A 15,930-nucleotide genomic window follows, 5' to 3' on the forward strand; every position below is an offset into this window, starting at 1 on the left:
GCGGGCTTCGGCTCGCGCCCTTCCACTCTTGCGACAAGACGACACTGCAATGCTGACCATCATCGAGAACCTGCTTAACGATGAAGAGGTGCGCCGCTTTCGCGAGCGCTTGCATGCTGCCGACTGGCAGGACGGGGCGGGAACCGCCGGTACCCGCTCGATTGCTGTGAAGCAGAACCTCCAGCTCCCCCGGCAAGATGCCTTGGCGCAGGAACTGGGCAATGCGGTCCTGCGGCAGCTCGGCCAGCATCCGGAGTTCGTGTCTGCATCGCTGGCGGAGAAGATCTGGCCGCCGGTGTTCAATCTCTACCAGGACGGCGGACATTACGGCACGCATTCCGATGCGGCGCTGATGCGGCTGCCTGAAGCGGACCTGACCATTCGCAGCGACCTTTCGGCCACGCTGTTCCTGTCCGACCCGGGCAGCTACGACGGCGGCGAGCTGATCGTCGAGGAGCAGTTCGGCGCGCAGGCGGTCAAGCTGGCGGCGGGCGACATGGTCCTCTACCCTTCGTCGAGCCTGCATCAGGTGGCGCCGGTGACGCGCGGGCAGCGGATCTGTGCGATAACCTGGATCCAGAGCGCGGTCGCGGATACGCCGGCGCGCGCGCTGCTGTATGATCTCGATCAGTCGATCAGGGGGCTGACGCCCGAGCGGCCGAAAGACGATCCCGAGATCAACCGGCTGATCCACATCTATCACAATCTGCTGCGGCGCTGGGCCCAGGTGTGATCGGCACACGGCGGGCATTGCTGTGGGTGGCGCTGGCAATCCCGGCGGCGCTGATGATCCAGCGCTTCGCCAGCGGCGAGGCACTGGCGATGGACTTGTACCATCCGAGCGGTGAGATGACAGTGCGGCTGATGATCCTTGCGCTGCTGCCCGGTCCGCTGGCGGATGCGCTGGGGCACAGCCGCTTCCTGTGCGGCTGGCTGGCGATCCGCCGCAATTTCGGCGTGGCCGCATTCCTTTACGCGCTGCTGCACCTTGTATTCTATGTGCTCGACATGCGGATGATCGCCGCGATGCTCGATGAAGTGGTTATCCCCGGCATCTGGACCGGCTGGCTCGCCCTCGTCTTGATGCTGGTTCCGGCGGCGATCAGTTCCGACCGGGCCATGCGCTGGCTGGGCCGCCGCTGGAAAAGCTGGCAGCGACTGGTGTACCCGGCATTCCTGCTGGCGCTGATCCACTGGCTGCTGCTCGACTGGCAGTGGGGGCCAGCACTCGTTCATTTGGCGCCGCTAGTACTCGCCTGGAGCTTACGTTTCGCGCTGCGGCGCCCGAAATCGCCATCGAGGAGTATCGCATGACCTTTCGCCAAAACGCCAAACGCTCTGCTCTTGCCGCTGCCGCATTCGCAGCACTCGGCCTTGCAGTGCCTGCGCAGGCCGATGGCGACGTGACCTGCAATGCCGGCCCGCAGAAGGCTTGGCAGAAGATGTCCAAGCTCAAGAAGAAAGCCTGGCTGGAAGAGTGGGAACTGCTCAAGATGCAGGTCGAGGGCGATTGTTACGAAGTCTATGCGCGGACGAAGGAAGGACAGTCGATCGAGGCTTTCTTCCATCCCGTCACGCTGAAGAAGCTGGTGGTCTTCCGCCGCGGACAGGAAATCTACCGCGCCGACGGTTTTACCGGATAGCGCCCATTAGCGCTGTTGCGGCGCATTCTCGGCTCAGGGTCAGTCCCGGTCCCCGGCGATCACCCGCGCGGCAATTTCACCGATCCCGTCGAATACCGCGATGGCGTGCTGGCCAGCGGCTATTTCGTGCACGCCGGTAATTGCGCCGCTCGAAATCCACCAACCCGCCTGCGGATCGATGCCGCGCTCCACCAGATTGCGCAGAAGGAAGGCCGCCGCGCCGAATGGCCCGTCGAGCATCGTCGCAGTCGTCGCACGGCCCTTTTCCTCGCCGTCGATCGCAAGCGTGACCCCGACCTCATCGAGCCGCGACCAGTCTGCCCGATCGACCAGGCGCCCCAGCAGCAGGCCCGCGTTATTGCCATGGTCGGACACGGTCACGCAGGGGCCGTCGCGATTGATTGCCGCATAGGGCGAAGACGCCACCTCGAGCCCGATGCGAACCTCGTCGACCCAGTCCATGGCCTGTTCGGGGGAGGTGGGCGGCGCGGCCTCGCGCGGGGCGAGCCGCAGCATGAATTCGGCCTCCATGGCAGCGAAGCCGCCGCTGAAGATCGGAAATTCGGCCAGGCCTTCGGCTTCCGATTTGATCGTGTCGGCGAAAGCGGGCCCGATCAGGCGATTGGCTCCCAGTTCATCTCTGGCGGGGGGATTGATCTTGCCCACCTTCCAGCCGCCGACCGGGCGATCCCACTGTTCGAGGGCGGCATCCTGGATGGCATAGGCCCCGGCAAGATCGGTCGGCCGGCGCCCGGGATATGCGGCCAGGGTCTTCCAGTTGCGGCGGGCATCGACAAAGGCGCGTGCAATGTCGCCGGCTGCGGAATTCATGGGGGCCCCTCTCGAAATATCCCACTTGCAGGGTGTCTTTGACGAAAAAGGAAACCGGTGTCAAAACGTATTTCGCCATCGCCCTGCGGATAGCGTTCAGCTGCGCCCTCCCATTTTCCGAGGTGGCGGCTATGAAGATGGCGCACAGCAAAAGGTTGCGACGAATGGCAAAGTCCGGTCCGGCACCTACGATCAACGACGTAGCGCGGGTTGCGGGCGTCTCGAAGAAAACCGTCAGCCGGGTGATCAACCGGTCCCCCCTGCTCAAGCAGGCCACGCGCGAAAAGGTCGAGAAGGTCATTGCCGAGCTCGGCTACACGCCGAACCCGCAAGCGCGGGCCCTGGCGCTGCGGCGCAACTTCCTGCTCGGGCTGCTGCACGACAATCCCAATGCGCAGACCGTGCTCAATTTCCAGGAAGGGGTGCTCGACGCCATCCGCGACACCGAATTCGCACTGGTGGTGCGGCCGGTCGATCGCCATTCGCCTGCCATGCTCGACGACATCCGCAATTTTCTCGAGCAGCAGCGGCTCTACGGCGTGCTGATCCTGCCGCCGATTTCCGAGAATGACGAACTGGCCGCGCTGTGCCGCGAAATGGGTTGCGGCTATGTTCGCATGGGATCTGCAGCGCTCGACGAGGCGGAGCAACTGGTCCAGTCGAACGATCGCGAAATGGTCGAAGGGGTGGTCGATTACCTGGTCGAGATCGGGCATACGCGGATCGGGTTGATCGAAGGGCCGCAGGGTTTTCGTTCTGCCTTCGAACGGCGCGAGGGTTTCCTTACCGCCATGACGCGGCACGGGCTGGAAATGCCCGACGACGCGCTGGTGCAGGGCAATTACCGGTTCAGTTCAGGGGTCGAGGCGGCGAACCGGCTGCTCGACCAGAACCCGCATGTCACCGCGATTTTCGCCAGCAATGACGAAATGGCCGCGGGCGCCTACCACGCGGCGCGCGAACGGGGGGTCGACATCCCGCGGGATCTTTCGATCGTGGGATTCGACGATTCCCCCATCGCCGCGCATATCTGGCCGCCGATGACAACGGTCGGCTGGCCGATCCGCGAAATGGGCAAGGCCGCCGCGCTCAAGCTCGTCGCGCCCGATACGGCGGAAGCCAAGCCATCGTGCTTCCCCGCGCGGCTGGTTACGCGCAATTCGGTCGCCCCGCCTTCCAAGAAAATCTGATCCGCCGCTTGAAATAGCCTCCGGTTTGCGGATACAACGTGCTTTGACACCGGTTTCCTAACTGGACTCTTGGAGCCGCTCGATTTCGCACCAGCGCCCCCAGCGGGCAGGGAGAACCCATGAAGATCGCTCTCATCACCGAGAACAGCCAGGCCGCCAAGAACGGCCTTATCTACGATGCCCTCAACACTGCTGCCGAACCGTTCGGCCACGAAGTGTTCAATTACGGCATGTACACCGCCGAAGACAGCGCATCGCTGACTTATGTGATGAACGGTGTGCTGGCGGGCATCCTGCTCAATTCCAAGGCCGCCGATTTCGTCGTGACCGGCTGCGGCACGGGCATGGGGTCGATGCTCGCCTGCAATGCGATGCCCGGCGTGTTCTGCGGCCTCGTGATCGACCCGACCGATGCCTTCCTGTTCAACCAGATCAATGCCGGCAATGCGATCGCGATGCCCTATGCCAAGGGCTTTGGCTGGGCCGCCGAGCTCAACCTGCAGGATTGCTATCGCAAGCTGTTCGAAAACGAAGCGGGCGCGGGCTATCCGCGCGAGCGGGCCGAACTGATGCGCAAGAACCGCGGCTTCCTCGCCGACCTCAAGACCGCCAGCACGCATGACATGCTGACCGTGCTGAAGAATGTCGATCAGGACCTGCTGCGCGCCGCGATCGCGGGCGAGCGCTTCGCAGAATATTTCTACGCCAATTCGCAGGATGACGCGATCAGCGACTATCTGCGCAATCTTTGACCCCTTCGGGAATCGCATGACCGGCATGAACCGGCACCGGGGGCAGGGGATCGCGTCGTCGCGGCGCGATCCCCACCGCACCACACTGGGAGAGTGAATACCATGGCCACCACCCCCTTCGACCTGACGGGGCGCACTGCGCTCGTCACGGGTGCCAATACGGGTATCGGGCAGGGCATCGCCATCGCGCTGGCACAGGCCGGGGCCGATATTGCCGCGGTGGGTCGCAGCCCCGCCGACGAGACCGCCGAACAGGTCCGCGCGCTGGGCCGCCGCTGCGAGCTCGTTTCCGCCGACCTGTCCTCGATCGAACCGGTTACCGAAGTGGTCGACACGGTCGTCGCCAAGCTCGGGCGTCTCGATATCCTCGTCAACAACGCCGGTATTATTCGCCGCGAGGATGCGCTCGACTTTTCGGAAGAGGATTGGGACGCGGTTATGGACACCAATCTGAAGACGCTGTTCTTCCTGTGCCAGGCGGCCGCGCGCCACATGACCGGCTGGGCATCGCAGGATGGCGAGCGCGGCAAGATCGTTAACATCGCCTCGATGCTGACCTTCCAGGGCGGCATTCGCGTGCCGAGCTATACTGCCAGCAAATCCGGCGTCGGGGGCCTGACCAAGCTGATGGCCAATGAATGGGCGCCGCGCGGCATCAACGTCAACGCGATCGCGCCGGGCTATATCGCGACCAACAACACCGCTGCGCTCCAGGCGGACGAAACGCGCAATCGCCAGATCCTCGAGCGGATCCCCGAACAGCGCTGGGGCGACCCGGCCGATATCGGCGGCGCGGCGGTCTTTCTTGCCAGCCGCGCGGCGGATTATGTCCAGGGGCATATCCTCGCGGTCGATGGCGGATGGCTGGCGCGATGACCGCGTCGCCGAAATCGGGCCACGTGGTCTGTTTCGGCGAGCTGCTGGCGCGCCTGTCGCCCGAGGCGGGGACGCCGCTGGCGCGCGCGCACAGCCTCGCGCTCGCGATCGGCGGGGCCGAAGCCAATGTCGCCATTGCGCTCGCCAGCCTTGGCCAGCCTGCCGCGATGCTCAGCACTGTGCCGGACAATCCGCTGGGGCTCCGCGCGCTCGCCGCGCTGGGCGAAGCGGGTGTGGATCAGCGCTTCGTGCGCCGCGCAGCCGGCCGGATGGGCCTCTATCTGTTCGAGCCGCCCAGCGGTCCGATCGGGGGGCGGGTGACCTACGACCGCGCGGGAAGCGCCTTCGCCATGGCGCAGCCGGAAGATTTCGACTTTGCCGGAGCGCTCGATGGCGCGCGGCTGCTACATCTTTCGGGCATCACGCCTGCGCTGGGCCCCGACGGGGTGGCGCTGGCGAAGAAGGCCGTCGCCGCCGCGTCTGCGGCAGGCGTGCCGATCTGCTTCGATGGCAATTACCGCGCCAGTTTATGGGATGCCTGGGACTGCGATCCGCAGGCGATCCTCACCGAACTGGTCGAAGCGGCCACCATCCTGATCGGCAACCACCGCGATATCTCGCTGCTGCTCGGCAAGAGCTTTTCGGGCGACGGGCCCGATCGCCGACGCGAAGCTGCCGAAGCCGCCTTCGCGCGCTTCCCCGACCTGGCGGCGATCGCCTCGACCGCGCGCCATATCGAAAGTTCGACCACGCATAACCTCGCCGCGCGGGTCGACCTGCGCGAAAGCCATTGGCAGACCGACGAAGTCCGGATCGCCCCGGTGGTCGATCGGATCGGCACTGGCGATGCCTTCGCCGCGGGCGTGCTGCTGCGCTGGCTGGAAGTTGGGTCCGCGCAGGAGATGGCCAAGACAGGGCTGTCGCTGGCGGTGATGAAACACGGTATTCCGGGCGATACGATAGCGGTGACGCGCAGTGAGCTGGACAGCTTCCTTCCGGCAGGAGCCGATGTCAGCCGCTGACGGTATGACCCGCCGCGCGGCTCTGCGCGGGGGCCTCGCAGGGGGCGCATGGCTTGCGGCCCCGGCGGTGGCGGCAGGGAGTAGCGGCGATCCCCGGGCTCTAGCCTATCGCGGCATGATCGATCGCGGGGTGCCCGCATTTCTCGGCATCCGCTATGCCCGCGCGGCGCGGTTCGACCGGCCTGTGCGCGAGCCTGTTCCTACCGCGCCCACGCCCGCGACGCAGTTCGGTCCGCTGTGCCCCCAACGTGGTCCGATGACCCCGGCGATGAGCGAGGACTGCCTGTTCCTCAACATCTGGACGCCAGATGCCCATTCTTCCGCGCGCCGCCCGGTGATGGTCTATTTTCATGGCGGGGCCTACAATTGGGGCTCGGTCACCGACCCGCTGACGCATGGGGCGAAGCTTGCCGAACAAGGCGATGTGGTGGTCGTCACGGTCAATCACCGGCTCAACCTGTTCGGCTATGGCTGGCTGGGACCGCTCGGTGAGCGTTTCCGCCATAGCGGCAATGCGGGGCAGCTCGACCTGATCTGCGCGCTCGAATGGATTCGCGAGCATATCGGGGCCTTCGGCGGGGACGCGGACCGCGTGATGGTCTTCGGCCAGTCGGGCGGCGGCGCCAAGATGGCGACGCTGATGGCGATGCCCGCAGCCGATGGTCTCTTCCACACTGCCGCGACGATGAGCGGACAGCAGGTCACCGCGCAGGGTCCCGGCAATGCCTGGCGGCGGACGCGCGCCCTGTTCGACCATCTCGGACTGGCGGAAGACGGCGGCGCTGCCCTGCTTGCCCTCCCGTATGAGCGCCTGCTCGAAGGTCTCGAGGCGACCGACCCGGTGCTCGGGGGCAGTCTCTATTTCGGCCCGACATTGGATATGCTGCATCTGCACCGCCATCCGTTCTGGCCCGATGCCGCGCCGCAATCGCGGCACATCCCGATGATCCTCGGCAACACGCGGGACGAGACGCGGGCCTTCATCCGCAGCGACGGGCCCGTCGTGCAAGGTCTCGACTGGCAGAATATCGCCGAGCGGCTGGCCAAGCAGATCCGCATCGATCTGCCCGCGGACTGGGTGGTTGCGCAATATCGCGCGAAGTTTCCGCACTGGTCAGCCGAGCAGCTTTTCTATGCCGCGACCACCGCCGGACGCAGCTGGCCCGGTCAGGTCATCGAGGCGGATGCGCGCGCCCGCGCAGGGGCGCAAGCCACCTGGGTTTACCAGCTCGACCGGCCCAGTCCGATCGATCCCACGCGCGGTGCGGCGCATACCGACGATCTGCCCTATGTCTTCGGGACGCTCGCTGCACCGGGCAGCTATTCGGGAACCGGGCCACGCGCCCGCGCGGTCAGCGATGCGATGATAACTGCCTTTGCGGGCATGGCGCATACGGGCCGGCCGGGGCTTCCATCATGGGCGCCCTATACGCTTGCCGACCGTGCGACGCTGGTGATCGACGAAGAGAGCATCGCGACCCGGAGCGACCCGCGCGGATGGGAGCGCGAGCTGTGGGCGCGGGGCCCCTATATCCAGCCGGGCAGTTGAAACTCGGTCAGAGCTGATGCGGTGGTCCGTGACAGCGGCAGGCGGCTCGCTTGCGGCGTGAAGACATACCGCAGCGAAGCCGCCTACCTTTTCAAAAGCCCCAGCATGTTTACCGATTGGTGGCGCGCATCTCACGATCGCGGGGCGAAAGATGCTCCTGCGCACCGTCCTTCTGTCCCGGCCAGATCCCCGACTTGGGGGTCATGGTGGCAAGGTCCCAATCCGCTTCGACGAAGGGCGCGCTTGTCGCTTCGAACTGCGGATAGCCGCCGACCTCGTTTTCCGAATCGATCACCTCGCCGCGTCCTTCTGCGATGTAAAACAAGACTCGGATTTCCATTTCGCTGCGGTCCCACGGGCGCGCGCCCGAGGTTGCGAGCAGGACGGTCTCGACATCCTCGCTGGGCATGATCGAATAGCCATCCAAGTCGTGCAGCGGCGCATCTTGCTCGATGATCTGTGCGCGTGTGTGGCCATAGCGGCCGAACATCGGCAGGTCGTTGCCATACCGGTCGATCGCGACATTATCGCGGCCATAGTATTGCAGATCACCAACACCGCCGATCGTCAGGAACGGCAGGCCCGTATCGGTGCTGTTGCCGCCGCGCATGACATTGCCCACCGCGGTAAGCTGGCCGTCGACCGGCGTGTGGCCCGCCCATTCCAGATCCATCAGATTGTAATGCACCGCGCGATATTGCGGATCATAGATCAGATTGTTGATCATCAGTGCCTCGACCCCGCCCTTCAGCAGCGGCGAGCGTTCGACATTGTGCGCCCAGACATTGCGTTCGAACACGATGCCGGTGGCATTGTCATGGATCAGCGAACCCTTCGAATGCTCGCCCTTGGGGTGCGTCGAATCGGCCAGGCCCTCGGCCGCCAGGTTCGACCGGAAGATTATGTTGCGGCTGGTGCCTTCGCGCCATTCTTCCACCGTATCCCCGGTAAAGCGCGGACCCGAAGCGGACATGTTCTCGTCGACACCCCAGAAGAAGCTGTTGTTCTCGATCAGCAGATTGTGCGCCGAGCGGGTGGAGAAAGCGTCCACTTCCCAGCCGTGGCGTTTCGGCAGGCCGTCGCTGCCCACCGCCACGCGCAAATGGCGGATGATGACATCATGGGTGTTTACATTGATCCCGCCGCGCAGGATGGTGATGCCGGGCGAGGGCGCGGTCTGGCCCGCGATGGTAACATGCGGCTGGGTGATGGTGAGCGAAGACCTCTCGAGGTCGATCGCGCCGCCAACTTCGAACACGATGATCCGCGGTCCTTCGCGGTCAAGCGCGTCGGCAAGGCTGCCGGGGCCATCCTTTGCAAGCGTGATCACGCGGACGATCTGCCCGCCCGCGCCGCCGTCGGTCGGTTCGGCAGCATTTACCGCTACTGGCGAAGCAATCACAAACACGCACAGCGCGAGCAGGCAATTCACGATATATTTCATGACTGTTTCCTCTCCGTTGATTGCATCCTTGACACTGAAGGCGAGATCGAGCAAGAAGAATTGACACCGGTTACCAAAACAGCCGGGTCGAGGGAATTCAGAGTGTCGGGGAGGGGTGCGGCCAAGGCCGCTATTTCGCTTCTCCAAAAAAGACACCGGTGCCAATTTGGAGGAGGATGCGATGAGGTTTGTGGTTCCCACGGGGAGCGTGAAGGCGGCTCTGCTGGCTGGCAGCGCGCTGGTAATTTCGACGCCTGCGCTTGCGCAGGACGCGGGTACGCTCGATGCCGAGGAGGTGAGCGATGCGGCCTCGGAAGCCTCGGGCGAGATTTCCGATAGCGATAACGTGATCATCGTGTCCGGCTTCCGCCAGTCGCTCAATGCGGCCATCGCGGCGAAGCGCGAGGCGGTCGGCCAGGTCGACGTGATCGTAGCGGAAGACATCGCGAAATTCCCCGACACCAACCTTGCCGAATCGCTCCAGCGTATTCCCGGCGTCGCGATCGAACGCGATGCGGGCGAGGGCCGCCAGATTACGGTCCGCGGCCTCGGGGCGCAGTTCACGCGGGTTCGCGTCAACGGCATGGAAACGATCGCGACCTCGGTCGATGGCGCCTCGTTCAACCGCGACCGCGCGTTCGACTTCAACGTCTTCGCATCCGAGTTGTTCAATTCGATCGTCGTGAACAAGACCGCTTCGGCCGCGCTTGACGAAGGCTCGCTGGGGGCCGTGATCGACCTCAATACCGGCAACCCCTTGTCCTATGGTGCGGGCCTGAAGCTCGTGGGTTCGGCGCAGGCGCGCTACAACGATCTGAACGATGATCTGGCGCCGCGTGTCGCGGGCCTGCTCGCGTGGAACAATGCCGACGAGACCTTCGGCATTTCCGCATCTGCGGCCTGGACCAAGTATGAAACGCCCGAACTGGGCAACAATTCGGTCCGCTGGGCGAACAATGCGACCTTCCGTTCGGTCGATGGCGTCGACTGCGCGGCCAATCCGGCCGATTCCGGATGCGTCGAGGTGCGCGAGGCGTTCCATCCGCGCATCCCGCGCTACGGCCTGGTCAATCACGACCGCGAACGCTTGGGCGCAACGGCGGCGATCCAGTTCCGCCCGACCGATCGAACGGATATCGAGCTCAATGCGCTTTATTCCAACTTCAAGGAAGACCGCGACGAATATTGGGGCGAAGTGCTGCTGCGCTCGAACGAGGACGAGATCGACCTGTCGAATTATGTGATCGACAGCGACAACAATCTGATCAGCGCGGACCTGCAGAACGCGTGGGTTCGCAACGAGCGATACCACCGCGAAAGCGAAACGGATTTCTACCAGATTTCGGGTCGGCTCGAGCAGGCGTTCAGCGACACGTTCCGCGTTTCGCTGCTGGCCGGCTTTTCCAAGTCGGACGCCACCATCCCGGTCGAAACGACGATCATCTTCGACGATCGCGATGGCGAATACAGCTATGATTACACCGATATGAAATTCCCGCGGCTGACCTTCGAATCCGATGTCACCACTCCGGGCGCATTTCAGCTTGCCGAATTCCGCGACCGGCCGAGCTCGGTTGAGAACAAGTTCAAGACCGTCGCATTCGATCTCGAATGGGAGCCGACCCAAGGCCTGAAGCTTTCGGGCGGTCCGTTCTATCGGAAGTTCGATTACGCGACCGAAAGCGCGCGTCGCGACAGCCAGTATTGTTCGGTCTTCACCTGCGCTCCGGGGGCCTATGGTGCTCCGGTCACGGGCGACCTCGCCGAATTGTTCGAACTGGGCGATGCCGGTCAGCCGGCGGGGAACACCAATAGCTGGATCGTGCCGGACCTTGATGCGGCGATCGCGTTCCTCGATCTCTACAATCGTCCGGCCGTCACCCGCGAGGGCGATGTGCGCGGCGTCGAGGAAAAGGTCACCGGGGGGTATTTCCAGACCGACTTCGAAATCGACCAGGGTATGCGCGTGACCGGTAACTTCGGTGCCCGCTACGCGCGCACCGAGCAGGCCTCGCAGGGGTTCAACAACGGACAGTACGTCACTGTCGAACGCACTTATGAAGACTTCCTGCCCGCGTTGAACCTGAATGTGTTCCCGAGTGACGACTTCATCATCCGCGGTGCCATCGCAAGGGTTATCACCCGCCCGTCCCTTGGCAATCTGACGCCGGGCGGTTCGGTCGATGAATTCAACTTCCGGATCACCACCGGCAACCCGTTCATCGAACCCTATCGAGCCTGGAATTACGACCTCTCCGCGGAGTGGTATTTCGCCCCGGGTGCGATCCTCTCGCTGGCAGGCTTCATCAAGGAGGTCGAAAGCTTCCCGGTGGGCAGTTCGCAGCAGATCACCTATGCGCAGAGCGGGCTGCCGCTGTCGCTGCTGACTTCGGGAACGCCGGCCTACGATGCCATCGTCAACGGGACCGACCCGAACCGCGAGTTCGAGTTCCGGTCGACGACGAATGGCGAAGGCGCCACGATCAAGGGGCTCGAGCTCGGCCTGCACCTGCCGTTCTCCGTTTTTTCCGCAGGTGCGCTGTCGAACTTCGGCGTGCTGGGTAACGTCACCTATGTCGACAGCTCGCAGGAAATCGAGTTTGAGGGCGAGACTTTCGAAACAACCTTCGCAGGGGTTTCGAAATACTCCGCCAACGGCACCGCGTACTATGACGACGGGCGCCTGTCGGTGCGCGTTTCGGCCGCCTATCGCGACGGATACAACGCCGGCGGCAGCGGCAATGGCAACTTCCTAGAAGGCTTCAGTTCGTCGTTCAATCTCGATGCCGCGATCCGCTACAAGCTCAACGACTTCATCGAGCTGACGCTGGACGGAAACAACCTGACCGACGACTACCGTTTCCGTTGGACCGACGACGTCGCTCGCCGGAACTACGAAAACAACCACTTCGGTCGCATCATCATGGCCGGTGTGCGTTTCGAATACTGACCCGAAGCGCGTGACGACAAAGAGGACCCGCGTATGAGAAGTGATCGACGGTCGCTTCTCGTCGCGGGTCTCTCGCTGTCGGGAGTTCTGGCCGGCGGGGCGGTTGCGCGCGCCGACCGCAACCCTGCAGATGCGAAACTCGCGGCGCTTGAACTCTGGCCGGGGGGCGCGCCCGGCTTGCCCGATCGGCCGCCGCTGGAACGCATCACCGACCGGGCGGCAGACCCGTCCTACCAGGACCGCGCGGTCGCCGGGATAACCGCTCCGCGTGTGAGCGTATTCCAGCCCGAACGTCCCACCGGGGCCAGCGTCCTGCTGCTGCCGGGCGGCGGATACCGCCATGTGGTCGTGGACAAGGAGGGCCATGAAATGGGCCGGTGGCTTGCCGGCCGCGGCATCACCGCTTTCGTGCTATTCTATCGTTTGCCCGGCGACGGTTGGGCGGCCGGACCCGACGTGGCGCTCAGCGATGCGCAGCGTGCGATGCGGCTCATTCGCGCGCAGGCGAAACGCTTCGCGATCGACCCGGCGCGGGTCAGCGCCATGGGCTTTTCCGCGGGCGGGCATCTGTGCGCCGATCTTGCCACGCGGTTCGCGAAGGAAACCTACCGTCCGGGCGACGCAGCCGACGCGCTTTCGCCCCGTCCCGATGGCGCGGCCTGTATCTATCCGGTGATCAGCATGGATCCCGCGATCGCCCATGCCGGTTCGCGCCGCCTGCTGATCGGCGAGGGGGCCAACGCCACACGCGAGCGTGCGCATTCGCCGGACCACAACGTCGCAGCGGACACTCCGCCAATGTTCCTGCTCCACCCCGAGGACGACGGCTCGGTCCCGGTGGAAAACAGCCTGCGGATGCGGTCCGCACTCAAGGCACAGGATGTGCCGGTCGAGACGCATTTGTTCGCCAGCGGCGGACACGGGTTCGGGCTGCGCAGGGCGGTAGGCAAGCCGGTGGAAAACTGGCCCGAGCTCTGGCTGGCCTGGGCCGCAAGAAGGAAGCTTGCATGACTATCCGCCGAAGGGATCTCCTGGTCGGTGTCGCCGGGGCCGGAATGTGCGCATTCTCGCCCGGTTTTACAGCGCCCCTCGCTGCGCGAACCCACACAAAACGCAGTTCCGGCGGCTCGTTGCAGACCTATCGCCGCGGGTTCGACAACCAGCGAATTCCCGATCTTGGCAATGGCACCTTCCTCAATCCCGTGGTCTCGGGCGACCGTCCGGATCCCGCGATCCTCAAGGATGGTGCGGATTACTACATGACCTTCTCCACCTTCGACGCCTATCCGGGTCTGACGATCTGGCATTCGCGCGACCTGGTGAACTGGCGGCCGCTCGAAGCCGCGCTGACGCGCAATATCGGGTCGGTCTGGGCCCCCAGCCTGCACAAGGACAAGGGGCGTTACCTCCTCTACATCCCGGTGAAGGCCAAGCCGCAGAACGACATCTTCGTCGCTTGGGCGGACGATATCACCGGGCCGTGGAGCGATCCGATCCCGCTCGGGCTGCCCAGCCATATCGATCCCTGCCATGCGGTGGCCGAAGACGGCAGCCGCTGGCTGTTCCTGTCGGGCGGCGACCGTGTTCGCCTGTCCGACGACAATCTCTCGCTCGCGGGCGCGGTCGAGCATGTCTATGATCCGTGGCGCTATCCGTCCGACTGGATCGTCGAAGGGTTTTCGCCCGAAGGTCCGAAGATCCACCACGTCGGCGGTTGGTATTACATGATCACCGCCGTGGGCGGCACCGCCGGTCCCCCGACCGGGCACATGGTCATCGCCGCCCGTTCACGCTCGCTCCATGGTCCGTGGGAGCACCATCCGGGTAATCCGCTGGTTCGTACCGAAAGCGTGGATGAGGCGTGGTGGTCGCGCGGCCATGCCTCGTTGGTCGAAGCGCCCGATGGCAGCTGGTGGTCGCTCTATCACGGCTATGAAAACGGCTACTGGACGCTTGGCCGCCAATGCCTGCTCGATCCGGTGGAATTCACCCCCGACGGGTGGTTCCGCATGACCGGCGGCGACCTGTCGGCACCGATCGCCAAACCGGGCGGCGGGGCTGCGGTCACGCATGGCATGCCGCTGACCGACAATTTCTCCGCCCCGCTTGCGCTGGGCAGCAAATGGGCCTTCTTCAAGCCCGACGCCGATGAAGCGGCGCGGGCGACCAGCGGCAACGGCGTGTTGCGGCTGAAGGGCAAGGGCGCGGCGCCGTCCAGCGGCTCGCCGCTGCTGCTGACCGCAGGCGACCGATCCTATCGCTTCGAATGCGATATCGAACTCGCGCCCGGCGGACGGGCGGGGCTGATCCTGTTCTATGACGACAAGCTCTATTGCGGGCTGGGTTTCGATGCGGAGCGCTTCGTCACGCACCAATATGGCCGCGAGCGGGCAAGGCCGGCAAATCCGCATGGTGGGCGGATGCGGATGCGCGTGACCAATCGGCGCCACATCGTCACCTATGATACCAGCGGGGATGGCGGGAAAACCTGGCACCGCTTTGACCGCGGGATGGAAGTCTCCGGATACCACCACAATGTGCGCGGCGATTTCCTGATGCTGCGGCCCGGCCTCTATGCGGCGGGGCCGGGCGAGGCGAAATTCCGTGACTTCCGCTTCACCGCGCTCGAAGATTGAACAAAATGACGGGGAGCGGAAGAAACATGACGAACGGGCGCATGGCGCTGTCGCGGCGAAGCGTGCTGGCCGGCGGCATGGTGCTGGGGGCAGGCGCGATCCTGCCCGGCTGCAAACCGGTGATGTCGGGGCTACTGACCGGCGCCGATGCGCATCCGGGCGATTACCCGACCGTACGCGCGGTCGAGTTCATGGGCCGCTATCTCGATGAGAAAACGGGCGGCCGGCTGGGCATCAGGATGTTCGCCGGCGGCCAGCTCGGCAGCGAAACCGATACGCTGGAGATCACCAGTTTCGGCGGTATCGATTTCAACCGGGTGAACTTCGCGCCGCTCAACTCGATCGAGCCGATGACGCTGCCTTTCTGTCTGCCCTTCGTATTCGATTCGGTCGCGCATATGCGGCGCGTGGTCGACAGCGAAGTGGGCGATGAGGTGATGGCCTCGCTCGAACCGCACAATCTCATCGGCCTGTGCATTTACGATTCTGGTGCGCGCAGCTTCTACAATGTGCGGCGCCCCATCACCACGCCGGATGATCTGCGCGGGCTCAAGATCCGCGTGCCCGCATCGGACCTCTATATCGCGATGGTCAATGCGCTGGGCGCCAATGCGGTGCCGATCCCCTTTGGCGAAATCTACCAGTCGCTTGCCCAGGGCGTGATCGACGGCGCGGAAAACAACTGGCCCACCTTCGTTGGGGAGCGCCATTACGAAGTCGCCAATTATCTCAGCCTGACCCAGCACCTGCTGACCCCCGAGGCGCTGGTGATGAGCAAGGCGAGCTGGGAACGGCTGTCGCGCGCGGACCAGCTGCTCGTGCGCGAGGCGGCCAAGGCTTCGGTGGTCGAGATGCGGCGCTTGTGGGACATTCGCGTTGACGAAGCCAAAGCTGCGGTCGCCGCGTCGGACGTTGCCGTGAACACGGTCGATACCGAACCCTTTGCCGCGCTGATGCGGCCGGTGTGGGATCAATTCATTACGACGCCCGCGCAGCAGGACATCGTCCGGCGGATCCGCGATATGAGGGAAGGATGA

The 15,930-nt window shown here is 64.4% G+C and carries 14 protein-coding genes; 12 read left to right on the forward strand and 2 right to left on the reverse strand.

Annotation, left to right across the window (positions count from 1 at the left end; all coding sequences use genetic code 11):
• Positions 1–49 precede the first annotated feature (49 nt).
• From GRI55_RS13250 to GRI55_RS13260, 3 genes are read left to right on the forward strand one after another with little or no spacing between them, the layout of a single operon-like run.
• The gene (locus GRI55_RS13250; RefSeq protein WP_160767485.1) at positions 50–733 is read left to right on the forward strand and encodes a Fe2+-dependent dioxygenase; all 684 of its coding nucleotides are present in this window, start codon (positions 50–52) and stop codon (positions 731–733) included.
• Positions 730–1,314, forward strand: coding sequence for a ferric reductase-like transmembrane domain-containing protein (locus tag GRI55_RS13255; protein ID WP_160767486.1), 585 nt, complete (start codon positions 730–732; stop codon positions 1,312–1,314). The genes GRI55_RS13250 and GRI55_RS13255 overlap by 4 nt, the downstream gene beginning before the upstream one ends.
• Positions 1,311–1,643, forward strand: a complete 333-nt coding sequence (locus tag GRI55_RS13260) for a PepSY domain-containing protein (protein WP_050599163.1) — start codon at positions 1,311–1,313, stop codon at positions 1,641–1,643. The genes GRI55_RS13255 and GRI55_RS13260 overlap by 4 nt, the downstream gene beginning before the upstream one ends.
• 39 nt (positions 1,644–1,682) lie before the next feature.
• Here GRI55_RS13260 and GRI55_RS13265 read toward each other — a convergent pair whose 3' ends face one another.
• On the reverse strand, positions 1,683–2,474 hold the full coding sequence (locus tag GRI55_RS13265; RefSeq protein ID WP_160767487.1) for a 2-keto-4-pentenoate hydratase: 792 nt from the start codon (positions 2,472–2,474) through the stop codon (positions 1,683–1,685).
• Between the two features lie 164 nt (positions 2,475–2,638).
• On the opposite strand from GRI55_RS13265, the gene GRI55_RS13270 reads away from it, so the two are divergent.
• The 5 genes from GRI55_RS13270 to GRI55_RS13290 all read left to right on the forward strand — a co-directional run bounded on the left by GRI55_RS13270 (position 2,639) and on the right by GRI55_RS13290 (position 7,863).
• The gene (locus tag GRI55_RS13270) at positions 2,639–3,664 is read left to right on the forward strand and encodes a LacI family DNA-binding transcriptional regulator (protein WP_160767488.1); all 1,026 of its coding nucleotides are present in this window, start codon (positions 2,639–2,641) and stop codon (positions 3,662–3,664) included.
• A gap of 119 nt (positions 3,665–3,783) precedes the next feature.
• Positions 3,784–4,416 carry an RpiB/LacA/LacB family sugar-phosphate isomerase gene (locus GRI55_RS13275; protein WP_160767489.1) on the forward strand — a complete coding sequence of 211 codons (633 nt, stop codon included), beginning with the start codon at positions 3,784–3,786 and terminating at the stop codon, positions 4,414–4,416.
• A 102-nt stretch (positions 4,417–4,518) separates the two neighbouring features.
• Positions 4,519–5,292: a 2-dehydro-3-deoxy-D-gluconate 5-dehydrogenase KduD gene (kduD, locus tag GRI55_RS13280; protein ID WP_160767490.1), complete on the forward strand. Its 774-nt coding sequence runs from the start codon at positions 4,519–4,521 to the stop codon at positions 5,290–5,292.
• On the forward strand, positions 5,289–6,314 hold the full coding sequence (locus GRI55_RS13285; RefSeq protein WP_237452538.1) for a sugar kinase: 1,026 nt from the start codon (positions 5,289–5,291) through the stop codon (positions 6,312–6,314). The genes kduD and GRI55_RS13285 overlap by 4 nt, the downstream gene beginning before the upstream one ends.
• The gene (locus GRI55_RS13290; protein ID WP_160767492.1) at positions 6,301–7,863 is read left to right on the forward strand and encodes a carboxylesterase/lipase family protein; all 1,563 of its coding nucleotides are present in this window, start codon (positions 6,301–6,303) and stop codon (positions 7,861–7,863) included. Before GRI55_RS13285 ends, GRI55_RS13290 begins: the two co-directional genes overlap by 14 nt.
• A 109-nt stretch (positions 7,864–7,972) precedes the next feature.
• Here the strand turns inward: GRI55_RS13290 and GRI55_RS13295 are convergent, their stop codons facing one another.
• Entirely contained in the window at positions 7,973–9,307 is a 1,335-nt protein-coding gene (locus tag GRI55_RS13295) for a pectate lyase family protein (RefSeq protein ID WP_160767493.1), read from the reverse strand.
• Between the two features lie 181 nt (positions 9,308–9,488).
• Here GRI55_RS13295 and GRI55_RS13300 point away from each other — a divergent pair, with 181 nt between their 5' ends.
• Genes GRI55_RS13300 through GRI55_RS13315 form a run of 4 tightly spaced genes read left to right on the forward strand, consistent with a single transcriptional unit; the run spans position 9,489 to position 15,930 of the window.
• On the forward strand, positions 9,489–12,257 hold the full coding sequence (locus GRI55_RS13300) for a TonB-dependent receptor (protein WP_160767494.1): 2,769 nt from the start codon (positions 9,489–9,491) through the stop codon (positions 12,255–12,257).
• 33 nt (positions 12,258–12,290) lie between these two features.
• Positions 12,291–13,268 carry an alpha/beta hydrolase gene (locus GRI55_RS13305; protein WP_160767495.1) on the forward strand — a complete coding sequence of 326 codons (978 nt, stop codon included), beginning with the start codon at positions 12,291–12,293 and terminating at the stop codon, positions 13,266–13,268.
• Positions 13,265–14,893 carry a family 43 glycosylhydrolase gene (locus GRI55_RS13310; RefSeq protein ID WP_202392509.1) on the forward strand — a complete coding sequence of 543 codons (1,629 nt, stop codon included), beginning with the start codon at positions 13,265–13,267 and terminating at the stop codon, positions 14,891–14,893. The genes GRI55_RS13305 and GRI55_RS13310 overlap by 4 nt, the downstream gene beginning before the upstream one ends.
• A 26-nt stretch (positions 14,894–14,919) precedes the next feature.
• Positions 14,920–15,930: a TRAP transporter substrate-binding protein gene (locus GRI55_RS13315; RefSeq protein WP_160767496.1), complete on the forward strand. Its 1,011-nt coding sequence runs from the start codon at positions 14,920–14,922 to the stop codon at positions 15,928–15,930.

Source organism: Qipengyuania citrea, from assembly GCF_009828015.1.
Taxonomy (GTDB): domain Bacteria; phylum Pseudomonadota; class Alphaproteobacteria; order Sphingomonadales; family Sphingomonadaceae; genus Qipengyuania; species Qipengyuania citrea.